Here is an 11283-nt window from a genome sequence, read left to right as displayed (position 1 = left end):
TCTTTTTTGGGCCGCCGAGTCGGTCTTTTCAGCAGACCCTTGCCGGATCGCACGCCTTTCATCGGGTAAAGCTTGCCTAATCTTCAGTTGGCCGTTTTGCCCGGCAGGGCTTTGCAGATGCGACTCAGTCAAACACGCAGAGATTGGCCTGAATGGCTTGGGATCGCGGAATGCGGGTGACCTGTGTGATCAAGAGGCGTTTTGTGGTGCCTGTCCGGACGAGAAATACACCTAAAACACACTCAGGAGGCACAAATGGAACCGAAGAAACTGGCGATACTTTCCACTCTGGCTTTTGGACTGCCGATGATGGCTCTGGCACAGGGAACGGCTGACACAAATGGCGACGGGGTTCTGACCATCGAAGAAGTGCAGGCGGTTGTACCTGGTGTCGATGCCGATGGCTTTGCGCTGATGGATGCCAATGGGGACGGAGCGTTGGATCCCGAAGAGATCGCGGTCGCGCAGGAAGCAGGGTTGCTACCGCCATCCAACGGGTGAACGTAGCGATAAAGAAGGCAGCTCGATATGCATCGAGCTGCCTGTTTTCAACATCTTACGTAGGCAAGTGAATGTTGAACCTGCTGCGCAGTTCAGCATCCAGAACCGGATCGAACCGAGCCATGGAAGGGGTCGCCAAGATCTCTTCCTTCCGAGCGATGGCCTTTTCGATCAGATCGGGCTTTCCGAGTTCCGCCCACTCCTTGGGCGAGGTCCGGTCGCCGAAAGTCGGATAGACGTAATCTGCCTGCATCCGGCTGAGCGTCGCATCCGTACCCAGATAGTGCCCGGGGCCACCCATGCAGACCTCGGCGATTTGATCCAGCGCGAGCGTTTCATCACTGACCTCAATGCCGCGCACGCAGCGCTGCGCCTGACCGATCAGATCATCGCTGAGGATGAGGCTTTCATGGCAAAAGCCTAGCAGAGAGGCGTGCATGCCAGCCGCTTCGTACACCATGTTCAGACCCGACAGGCCTGCCATGACGTTGGAACACATCTGCTCCCACCCGGCTTGCATATCGGGCAGTTTCGAGTCCGATGCGCCCGCAGCGGCACCGCCGGGCAGATTATAGAAGCGATGCATTTGCGCACATCCAGCGGTCAGCAAGGCTTGCTCGCCTGATCCGATAGACATCGCGCCCGTCCGCAGGTCGAGGCCAAAGGGCCAGGTGCCAAAAATCGCCGGAGCACCGGGACTTACGGCGTTTACATAAACCAGTCCAGCCAGACATTCAGCGGTAGCTTGCATGATCGCTCCGGCGATGGTTGAGGGCGCGGTAGCACCGGCCATGCCAGCGGAAAGCAGCAGAACGGGCATCCCGGCCTTGATGCATTCCTCCATCACTTCGCAGCTTTCGGTCGCAAATTTCATTGGCGGAACAACAAAGCAGTTCGAGTTCGACACGAAAGGTCGCTCGCGATAGGCGTCCTCGCCACCGGCAATCATGTGGATCAACTCCATTGCCGGTGCGACATGGCTGGGTTCTGTGAAAGAAGTGCCGATGTGTTTGAAGGTGCCCGAACACGCGGCGTAGATTGTGTTCAGGTCCATCTCAAGGTTGTCAGGGATATCGCGGCAGACCATCGGGCGCTGAACAAAGTGAATGTTTTCAAGCTGTTCGCAGATACGCGCGGCGTCGTGTAGATCTTGGACGGTTGAGTCACGATATTCCTGTCCTTGGACATCGACCATGCTGACCGCAGCACCGGCCGTGCCATAGTGAACCTTGGTACCAGTCAGTTCCAGATCGGTTTTTCCATCCCGACTGTACAACGTGACCGAGCGATTGGCCTTGGCAATCGTATCTTCCACCAGCGCACGCGGAAAACGAATGCGGCCATCGTCGCCCAATGTGCACCCGGCGGCGGTCAGATAATCGATACCGCTTTGCGGCGCATCTGCCAGACCGATGGTTTCGAGCGCCGTCAGGGCAGCCTCGTGGATGCGCTCGATCTGGGCCTGGGTCAGGACATTGAGGACACCGCCTTCCATTCCGGGACGGATGGGGCGGAGATGCTCTGGCAGTGCCGTGGCGCGGGCAGCACGGCGCGCAGCGCGCCCACCACTGCGGGAGGAATTACGGGTTTGATCGTTCATAGAATTGAGTCCGGTTCTGAGATTGCAAGCGTATATTCAGGTGTGATCAGCGTGTCGCTGGCCTGCCGCGTGCCGCACGTCCCCGATCCGCACCAATGGTGCGGCTGATCAGGCGTATTTTTCCGACATCACTTTGCATGCGTGCCCTCAGTCTGGTGTCCTGAGTGTTCCAATACCGGGCGACATAATCTGTCCCGTTTGCGACTTGGGTATGGATATTTTTATCAGAAATTAGTCATGGAACCACAACTAAGCGTGAGAAAATGTTTTTCCCGTTACGCTAGAAATCTGTTACTCTGTACATAGTTAATTAACGAAAGCGCGAGAGTTTAAGTTATAATCATTGCTGCAAGGTGTTGAAACGCAGCCCCGCCAATCCGCCCAGACCGGCACCATAGGTTCGGAGGTCTGAATGAAATCGATAAAGGCCACATTTGTCGCAGCACTGTTCGCGGTAGCTGGGCCCGTTCTGGCCGAGGATTGGACCGGTGCCTATGCCGGGTTCAGTTTTGGTTATGCGGATGTAGATGGATCTGGTGGTGCAGGGGGCAGCGGTGGCAGCTTTGGACCGCTTATCGGTTACGACTACGATTTTGGCAATTTCGTTCTGGGTGGTGAACTGGAATATAACCGCCTGAACCTTGATCTGGGTCAGTCTCAGGGAAGCCTCGATAGTATGTCTCGCCTGAAGCTGCGCGGCGGGTACGATTTTGGCCCGGCCCTCGGCTATGTGGTGGTGGGCACCGCACGCGCCAGTACCTCGGGTGATAGCGACACGGCTGCCGTTTACGGGATCGGTGTTGCCTATCCGCTAGGCGATCGGTTCGTCATCAGTGGCGAGGCTTTGCGACAGGATTTCGATGATATTCCAACCTCGGGCCGAGGTCTGGATGCAAATGTGTTCAATTTGCGGACCACGTTCCGGTTCTGATCCGGGCATCAGGCGGTAGCTGTCTGAACTCCTCCGGCCAACTGCGCAGCGAAATCGCAGAGCAATTTCAGCGAGGCGGCAAACTTCTCATCCGCTATCGTCATGGCGACACGGACGTGTCCGGCGGCGGCGGTCCCAAAACTCTCACCGGGCATAACGGCGATGGAATGGGTGTCCAATAGTGCGTTGGCAAAGGCTTCTCCGCTGAGGCCGGTGGCGCGGATATCGAGCATCAGGTACATCGCTCCTTGTGCCGGGATCAAACCAACGGCTTGTTGCGCGCCCAGCACTTCAAGCGCCAATGCGCGGCGACGTCTAAATGGCTCGGATATCCGATCTTCCAGTTCGTGACCGGCGCTCAGGGCAAAGCTGGCGGCGTCCTGAATGAAACCGGGCACTCCGTATGTCGTATGGGTGGCAAGGTTGATCAGGTGTTCGATCACCTCCTCCGGCGCGACGATCCAGCCACAGCGTGAGCCTGTCATGGCGTGAGATTTCGACATTGATCCGATCACCAATGTACGCTCGGCCATGCCGGGCAGGGCGCGCGGCGAGACATGGGTGCCGTCCCAGACCTGAGTGTCATAGACTTCATCCGAGATCAGCCACAAATCGCGGCGCTCGCAAAGCTTCGAAATGGCCGAGAGCGTTTCGGTGGAATACACCACTCCCGTTGGGTTGTTCGGCGTGTTGATCAGCAGCGATACCGCGCCGTCAGCGGCCGCGTCGATATCCTGCGCGCGCGGTTGAAACGCATCTTCTGCACGGGTTGCGATGGGTCTGGCAATAGCACCGGCCCCGCGAATTGTGCCGGGATAGGTGGCATAATAAGGATCGAGATACAGGCCAACATCACCAGGATCGCAGAGCGCCGTATGCGCAGCGAATAGCGCGGCCTGTCCACCCGGCGTAATCATTACGTTGTCACGTGTTGTTCTGACCCCGGTGCGCAGCTGAACGCGGGCAGCGACTGTATCGCGCAGCAGGTCTGTGCCGGGCACCATGGCATAGCCGGTGTGACCGTCACGGGCAGAGGCATCCATCGCAGCCAGAATTGAAGGATCGGTTCGGATATCATGTTCGCCAATGGTCAGTTCGGTGACCGCGCGACCTTCGCCGATCATCCGGCGCGCGCGGTAGAAAACGTCCCATCCATCCGATCCACCGCCTGTCAGATGCGTGATGCGATGCGATAATTTCATGACGCGCCCTCCGGTCCTTACGCCGAATGGGGCAGAGCGCCGCAGCTTTGTCAATCAGCTTCGTGGCGGCAAGCCAGATTGCACTTTCTTGGTCAGCGATGCGCGGACAATGTCGTACGAGGTGACCAGACGGTGCCGCATCTCGTCGACTTCGGTTTCCCAAGGCAGCCGGACCCAACTGCGGTGAAAATAGGGGGCTTTGGTGCCGATCCCGGCATCAATCAGCATCTGCGCGGTCTCTATGTCGGGCGTCTTGATCGAAACTCCGTCGCCGACCGAACCGACGCAGGCGAACATCTTGCCGCCAACTTTCCATGCGTCGTGGCCGCCACCCCAAGGGTCGGAAAGTTCGGCACCGGGCAGGTCTGCGCATACGGAATTGACGTAATCACGGGTCATGGTGGGCAGACTGCCGCTGAGGGCGCTAAAACTCAAGGCTTGGCTCAAAACCGATCCCGTGCTAGGCAAAGCGCATGAACCGGAAAACTTGCATCATTATCTGCTGCATTACCTGCTGATTTCTCAAGCGGGCCGGTTTCTTTCGTTTTCATCTCTGAGACAAGTTGCTAAGCCCGCGCCAACGCGTGACGTATATGCTGTTTCAGGAGCACGACCAGATGACGACGATCAAACTGCACAACACAAGGACACGGACGAAAGAGGATTTCGCGCCGATCGATCCCGACAATGTGCGGATGTATGTCTGTGGTCCGACGGTCTATGACCGGGCGCATTTGGGGAATGCACGGCCTGTGGTTGTGTTCGACGTGCTCTATCGTTTGTTGCGGCATGTGTACGGTGCTGATCACGTGACCTATGTGCGCAATTTCACCGACGTGGACGACAAGATCAACGCCACCGCTCTGGCGCGTAAGAAGGCCGGAGCCGAGGGTTCGCTTGAGCAGTTGGTGCAGGAGCGTTCGGACGAGACCATTGGCTGGTATCTTCATGATATGGGCGCGCTTGGGGCGATGGAGCCGAACGCGATGCCTCGTGCCACAGAATATATCGCGCAGATGATTGCGATGATCGAAGACCTGATCGCCAAGGGGCATGCCTATGTCGCCGAGGGTCACGTGTTGTTCGCGGTGGACAGCTGGAAGGAACACTACGGTGCGCTGTCGGGGCGGTCGGTTGATGACATGATTGCCGGTGCACGGGTCGAGGTCGCGCCTTACAAGAAGAACCCGATGGATTTCGTGCTTTGGAAGCCGTCGACCGATGAGTTGCCCGGCTGGGACAGCCCATGGGGCCGGGGGCGTCCAGGCTGGCACATTGAGTGCTCGGCGATGAGCTATGAGCTGTTGGGCGAAAGCTTTGACATTCATGGTGGCGGCAACGATCTGATGTTCCCGCATCATGAGAATGAGATTGCTCAGAGCAAATGCGCTCATCCGCATGGCGAATTCGCGCGTGTGTGGATGCACAATGAGATGCTGCAGGTCGAGGGCAAGAAGATGTCCAAATCGCTGGGCAATTTCTTCACCGTTCATGACTTGCTGGAGAAGGGTGTGCCGGGTGAGGTGATCCGGTTTGTGTTCCTGCAGACCCATTATCGCAAGCCGATGGACTGGACCGAGAAGAAGGCACGCGAAGCCGAGGCAACGTTGCGCAAGTGGCGGGCGCTGACAGCAGGCATCGAGCCCGCTGCCACCGCGGCACCTGCGGTCATTGATGCGCTTGCAGATGACATGAACACGGCAGGTGCCATCGCTGAACTTCATCGTTTGGCTGCTGACGGCAACGCTGCTTTATTGCTGGCGAGTGCACAGGTGGTCGGGCTGTTGACGGATGAAATGGCAGCTTGGGCGCAAACCGCCGTGGCCGATCTGTCATCCCACGCAGAAAAACTGGCCGATGCGCGCGCTCTTGCGATGCAGAGCAAGGATTTCTCTGAGGTCGATCGCTTGAAGGCGGCCTATGTCGCCGCAGGGCTGGAGGTTCGGATGAGCAAGGACGGTGTGGAATTGGTGCCAGGTGCTGGCTTTGATGCCGCGAAGTTGGAGGCGGTCGAATGATCAAAGAGCGCCTTTACCTCTATGACACCACCTTGCGCGACGGGCAGCAGACGCAAGGCGTACAGTTCTCGACCGCAGAGAAGGTACAGATCGCGCAGGCTCTGGATTCGTTGGGGCTTGATTACATCGAAGGAGGCTGGCCCGGGGCGAACCCTACTGACAGCGCCTTTTTTGATGCCGCGCCCAAGACTTCGGCCTGTATGACCGCGTTTGGGATGACCAAACGCGCGGGCCGATCGGCGGAGAATGATGACGTTCTGGCTGCCGTGATGAACGCGGGAACACCAGCCGTTTGTCTCGTGGGGAAATCGCACGATTACCACGTGACCCATGCGCTTGGTATCACGCTGGAGGAGAACACCGAGAACGTTCGTGCCTCGGTCGCGCATATCGTGGCGCAGGGGCGGGAGGCTCTGTTTGATGCCGAGCATTTCTTTGATGGCTACAAGGACAATCCGGAATATGCGGTTGAAGTCTGTCGCGCTGCGCTCGATGCAGGGGCACGATGGGTGGTTCTGTGTGACACCAATGGCGGAGCCTTGCCGGCAGAAGTCGGACGGATCGTGTCCGAGGTGATTGCGGCCGGTCTACCCGGGGATCGGCTGGGTATTCATACTCATAACGATACCGAAAATGCCGTGGCGTGCTCGCTGGCTGCAGTCGATGCGGGAGCGCGGCAGATACAGGGGACACTGAATGGTTTGGGGGAGCGCTGCGGTAACGCCAACCTGACCGCTTTGATCCCGACGCTGATGCTGAAAGAACCCTATGCCTCGCGTTATGAGATTGGCGTGAAGCCCGAGGCACTGGCCGGGCTGACGCGGATCAGCAGGATGCTGGATGACATCCTCAACCGCGTACCCAGCAAGCAGAGTGCCTATGTTGGCGCGTCGGCGTTTGCCCATAAGGCCGGGCTGCATGCCAGCGCGATCCTCAAGGATCCGACGACCTATGAGCATATCGACCCGGCAAGCGTCGGGAATGCGCGCATTATTCCGATGTCGAACCAGGCTGGGCAATCGAACCTGCGCAAACGTCTGACCGATGCGGGATTGGCGGTTGAAGCGGGTGATCCGGCGCTGGGGCGCATTCTGGAACGGATCAAACTGCGCGAGGCCGAGGGCTATTCCTATGACACCGCGCAGGCCAGTTTCGAGCTGTTGGCGCGGGATGAGCTGGGGCAATTGCCTGAGTTCTTTGAGGTCAAGCGCTATAAGGTGACCGTTGAGCGCCGGAAGAACAAATACAACAAGATGGTCAGCCTGTCAGAGGCGGTTGTTGTTGTGAAAGTGGATGGCGAAAAGAAGCTGTCGGTCAGTGAGTCGCTGGATGATAGCGGCAGTGATCGCGGCCCGGTGAACGCGCTGGCGAAAGCTCTGGCCAAGGATTTGGGGCAGTATTCGCAGATACTGTCGGATATGCGGTTGGTCGACTTCAAGGTGCGCATCACTCAAGGCGGGACCGAGGCGGTCACGCGCGTGATCATCGACAGCGAAGACGGGCAGGGGCGGCGTTGGTCCACAGTTGGCGTCAGTGCGAACATTATCGATGCCTCGTTCGAGGCGCTGTTGGACGCGATCCAGTGGAAGCTGGTGAACGATTGCAGCCCGCAGTCAGCGGCAGCCGAATAGCGTGGAATTCGACGACGACATCAAGGCGTGCGCGGCGCTGGTGCACCGGGCTGATCCAGACCGTTTCATGGCGGCGATGGCAGCACCCGTACCGGCGCGGGCAGTTCTGTTCCCGATCTATGCGCTGAACGTCGAGGTGGCCCGCGCGCCGTGGGTGACGCAGGAAAGCATGATCGCCGAAATGCGCCTGCAATGGTGGCGCGATGCCCTGCAGGAAATTGCTGAAGGCCCCATCGTGCGTCGGCATGAGGTTGTTACGCCGTTGTCGCGTGTACTCTCTCCGCATCTCGCGGCGCAGCTGGATGAGTATGTGGCTGTAAGGCGTTGGGATGTTTATCGTGATCCGTTTGAGGATGAAGATCATTTTGACGCTTACATAAACCATAGCGCCGGGACTCTGATGGTTGTATCCGCGCAGGCTCTGGGCTCGGCAGACGAAACTGTGCTGCGTGACTTTGGTTATGCGACGGGGATTGCAAATTGGTTGCGCGCCATTCCCGAACTTGAGGCGCGCGGTCGCATTCCCTTGCTTGATGGTACACATGACGGCGTTCGGGCGTTGGCGCAAAAGGCGCTGGACCGATTGGCGCGGGCGCGCTCCGTGCGCAATGAAGTCTCGACCCAAGCGCGGCATGCGTTCTATGCAGGCTGGCAGACGGAATGGGTACTGCAGAAGGCTATGACACAGCCCGGGAGCGTGGCTTCGGGCGCGTTGGCGCAGGGTGAAATCCGCCGCCGGTTCTCCCTGATGAAGACAGCAGCAACCGGACGCTGGTAGGGTCAGGCAGTTTGGGGGTCTGATGGCCTCAGGACCAGCCACAACAGCGCGCCGCCCGCAAGGGTCAGCAGCGGGATCATGGCGAGGTTGACCGCCGTCCAGCCTTCGACCGCTGAACCGCCCGAGCAGTTCATTAACCCGCCAGACGCAAGCGAGGCGAAGGTCACGCCGCCAAAGACCAGCAGGTCGTTCAAGCCCTGCATCCGTCCACGTTCGTGTACTTCGTGCGAGTCGGCCAGCATGCTGGTGGCGCCGATAAAGCCAAAGTTCCAGCCTATGCCCAGTAGGATCAGCGCGACGAAGAAGTTACCAAGATCAACACCTTGCAGGGCGACAACGCCCGCACCGCCAAGGATGGCTAGCCCGAGGGCCACGATCTTTTCGACCCCAAACCGCGCGATCAGGTGGCCGGTGAAGAAGCTGGGAATATACATCGCCAGCACGTGACTTGTAACGATGTCCGCGGCATCACCTTCAGTATATCCGCACCCGACGACGGCCAAAGGTGTAGACGTCATTACAAGGTTCATCAGCGCGTAAGAGACCATGGCGCAGATGATCGCCACTGCGATGCGTGGGGTTTTCAGTAACTCCAGCCGTGTGCGACCTTTGGGTTCATCTTCGGCGGGTTTGGGCGGAGTAGGGATGTCGAGGAAGAAGAACAGAGCAGAGCCAACCACATTGATTGCGATCACGGCCAGATAGGTGCCCAGAAACGGGATCACATAAGCCTGTGAGGTCAGTTTGACGATCTGAGGGCCGATGATAGCTGCTGCGAGCCCTCCGGCCATGACGTAAGAAATCGCCTTGGGCCGGAATGCGTCGGACGCGGTATCGGCGGCGGCAAAGCGATAAAAGCCATGCGCGCTCATGTATATGCCGGTCAGAAAGCTGCCGATCAGGAAGATCGGGAACGAGCCGAGGTAAAGGCCATAGGCGCCGATAACCCCGCCTGTGGCACCCGCGGTTGATCCCACAAGAAACCCGGCGCGGCGTCCCCAACGTTGCATGATGGCCGAGATCGGCGTGGCCGCCAGCATCGAACCCAGAACGATCAGTGAAATCGGCAGCGTTGCAAGGCAGGCGTTGCTGGCCAGCGATTGACCGGCCAAGCCGCCGACGATGAACATCATCGGCATCTGCGCACCCAATATCGCCTGCGCCGCCACCAAAACGGCAACGTTGCGTTTGGCCTGACTGTCGTCGGGGGTGGCAGCGATCATTGTCATGAGCGAATGGTTATCTACGATTGAGACTCGGCACAAGCGGGTTGCATATGCGGCACATCAGCCTAACGTGCGGACAAGGATCATTTATCGGAGAGCGCATGTCCGTCGGACGCATCATCGAAACACCGGACTGCGTAAATGAAGGGGCCGAATGGTTGGCTGGGGCCTGCCCGAGGATGGCCTATGCGATGGAGCAAACAGGCCCTCTGCCATTGCGGCGTAAGCCGGACGGGTTTGCGCAGCTCCTCAGCGCGATTGTCAGTCAGCAGGTCAGCGTGGCCTCGGCAAATGCAATCTGGAAACGATTGCAGGACGCCAAATTGACTGGCCCGCGCAAGATCGTGTGGGCCACGGATGACGACCTAAGAGCGGTAGGTCTCAGCCGTCAGAAAATCCGCTATGCCCGCGCGTTGGCCGAGGCGCGGATCAATTACAAAGCGCTTCGCGATGCACCGGATGACGAAGTGGTCGCAATTCTGACCGAGGTACCAGGGATCGGTGTCTGGACCGCCGAGATTTACGCCATGTTCTCGCTGGGCCGTGCCGATGTGATTGCACCGGGTGACTTGGCCCTGCAAGAGGCTGCGCGCATCCTCTACGACTTACCAGAAAGACCAAAAGACAAAGAGTTGCGCCAGATGGCCGAAGCGTGGTCGCCGTGGCGATCAGTTGCGGCACGGGTGCTGTGGGCCTATTACCGGGTCGCAAAAGACAGAGAAGGGATCAGATGACACGGGTTTTGAATGCGCTCCGGAAAGAGCCGGTTTCGGGGGATACACGCTCGGTCGTGGTGTTTGTGCATGGCTATGGCGCGAACGGTGCTGATCTGCTGGGGCTGGCTGATCCTCTGGGTGAGCATCTGCCGGATACGCTGTTCGTGGCGCCCGACGCGCCGGAACAAATCCCAGGCATGCCGAACGGCTTTCAATGGTTTCCGATCCCGTGGATTGATGGCTCGTCAGAAGAAGAGGCGCGACGTGGCATGGAAATGGCGGTTGAGGATTTCAACGCATTTCTGGACGCGCTGATGGTGGATGAAGATGTCCTGCCAGAGCAGGTCGTTCTGTTTGGCTTCAGCCAAGGCACCATGATGAGCCTGCATGTCGCCCCGCGCCGCGAAGACCCGGTGGCCGGGATCGTCGCCTTCTCGGGCCGTTTGCTGGAACCAGACTTGCTGCCGGACGAAACCGTGAGCCGCATGCCAATTCTGCTGGTCCATGGTGACGCCGATGATGTGGTGCCGCCTCAATCACTGCCCGAGGCCGCCGAAGCGCTGCAAACAGCCGGGTTCAAAGAGATTTATGCCCATGTGATGAAGGGCACCGGCCATGGCATCGCGCCGGATGGCCTGAGCGTCGCGCTGGCCTTCATGCGCGACAAGCTGAGCCTGTAA

At 58.8% G+C, this 11283-nt stretch carries 11 protein-coding genes; 7 read left to right on the top strand and 4 right to left on the bottom strand.

Annotated elements, in window-relative coordinates:
- The first annotated feature begins 255 nt into the window (after nucleotides 1-255).
- Nucleotides 256-501, top strand: coding sequence for an EF-hand domain-containing protein (locus tag ACR0IV_RS05065; protein ID WP_480469713.1), 246 nt, complete (start codon nucleotides 256-258; stop codon nucleotides 499-501).
- A 55-nt stretch (nucleotides 502-556) separates the two neighbouring features.
- Here the strand turns inward: ACR0IV_RS05065 and ACR0IV_RS05060 are convergent, their stop codons facing one another.
- Entirely contained in the window at nucleotides 557-2101 is a 1545-nt protein-coding gene (locus ACR0IV_RS05060; protein WP_480657525.1) for a trimethylamine methyltransferase family protein, read from the bottom strand.
- 412 nt (nucleotides 2102-2513) lie between these two features.
- Between ACR0IV_RS05060 and ACR0IV_RS05055 the strand changes: the two genes are divergently transcribed.
- Complete coding sequence (locus ACR0IV_RS05055; protein ID WP_480657526.1) at nucleotides 2514-3032, top strand: outer membrane protein; 519 nt, start codon at nucleotides 2514-2516, stop codon at nucleotides 3030-3032.
- An 8-nt stretch (nucleotides 3033-3040) separates the two neighbouring features.
- Here the strand turns inward: ACR0IV_RS05055 and ACR0IV_RS05050 are convergent, their stop codons facing one another.
- Both ACR0IV_RS05050 and ACR0IV_RS05045 read right to left on the bottom strand, forming a co-directional pair.
- Nucleotides 3041-4234: a pyridoxal phosphate-dependent aminotransferase gene (locus tag ACR0IV_RS05050; RefSeq protein WP_480469716.1), complete on the bottom strand. Its 1194-nt coding sequence runs from the start codon at nucleotides 4232-4234 to the stop codon at nucleotides 3041-3043.
- 54 nt (nucleotides 4235-4288) lie between these two features.
- Entirely contained in the window at nucleotides 4289-4633 is a 345-nt protein-coding gene (locus tag ACR0IV_RS05045; protein WP_480469717.1) for an MmcQ/YjbR family DNA-binding protein, read from the bottom strand.
- Nucleotides 4634-4851: 218 nt separating this feature from the next.
- On the opposite strand from ACR0IV_RS05045, the gene cysS reads away from it, so the two are divergent.
- Genes cysS through ACR0IV_RS05030 form a run of 3 tightly spaced genes read left to right on the top strand, consistent with a single transcriptional unit; the run spans nucleotide 4852 to nucleotide 8661 of the window.
- Nucleotides 4852-6252: a cysteine--tRNA ligase gene (cysS, locus tag ACR0IV_RS05040; protein ID WP_480657527.1), complete on the top strand. Its 1401-nt coding sequence runs from the start codon at nucleotides 4852-4854 to the stop codon at nucleotides 6250-6252.
- Nucleotides 6249-7883, top strand: coding sequence for a citramalate synthase (cimA, locus tag ACR0IV_RS05035; RefSeq protein WP_480657528.1), 1635 nt, complete (start codon nucleotides 6249-6251; stop codon nucleotides 7881-7883). Before cysS ends, cimA begins: the two co-directional genes overlap by 4 nt.
- A 1-nt stretch (nucleotide 7884) precedes the next feature.
- On the top strand, nucleotides 7885-8661 hold the full coding sequence (locus ACR0IV_RS05030) for a squalene/phytoene synthase family protein (protein ID WP_480657529.1): 777 nt from the start codon (nucleotides 7885-7887) through the stop codon (nucleotides 8659-8661).
- Between the two features lie 2 nt (nucleotides 8662-8663).
- Here the strand turns inward: ACR0IV_RS05030 and ACR0IV_RS05025 are convergent, their stop codons facing one another.
- Nucleotides 8664-9890 carry an MFS transporter gene (locus ACR0IV_RS05025; RefSeq protein WP_480657530.1) on the bottom strand — a complete coding sequence of 409 codons (1227 nt, stop codon included), beginning with the start codon at nucleotides 9888-9890 and terminating at the stop codon, nucleotides 8664-8666.
- A 98-nt stretch (nucleotides 9891-9988) separates the two neighbouring features.
- Between ACR0IV_RS05025 and ACR0IV_RS05020 the strand changes: the two genes are divergently transcribed.
- Both ACR0IV_RS05020 and ACR0IV_RS05015 read left to right on the top strand, forming a co-directional pair.
- Nucleotides 9989-10621: a DNA-3-methyladenine glycosylase family protein gene (locus ACR0IV_RS05020; protein WP_480657531.1), complete on the top strand. Its 633-nt coding sequence runs from the start codon at nucleotides 9989-9991 to the stop codon at nucleotides 10619-10621.
- Nucleotides 10618-11283, top strand: coding sequence for an alpha/beta hydrolase (locus tag ACR0IV_RS05015; protein ID WP_480657532.1), 666 nt, complete (start codon nucleotides 10618-10620; stop codon nucleotides 11281-11283). The genes ACR0IV_RS05020 and ACR0IV_RS05015 overlap by 4 nt, the downstream gene beginning before the upstream one ends.

The organism is Ruegeria sp. C2 (assembly GCF_056537765.1).
This window is presented reverse-complemented; position numbering and strand designations above follow the sequence as displayed.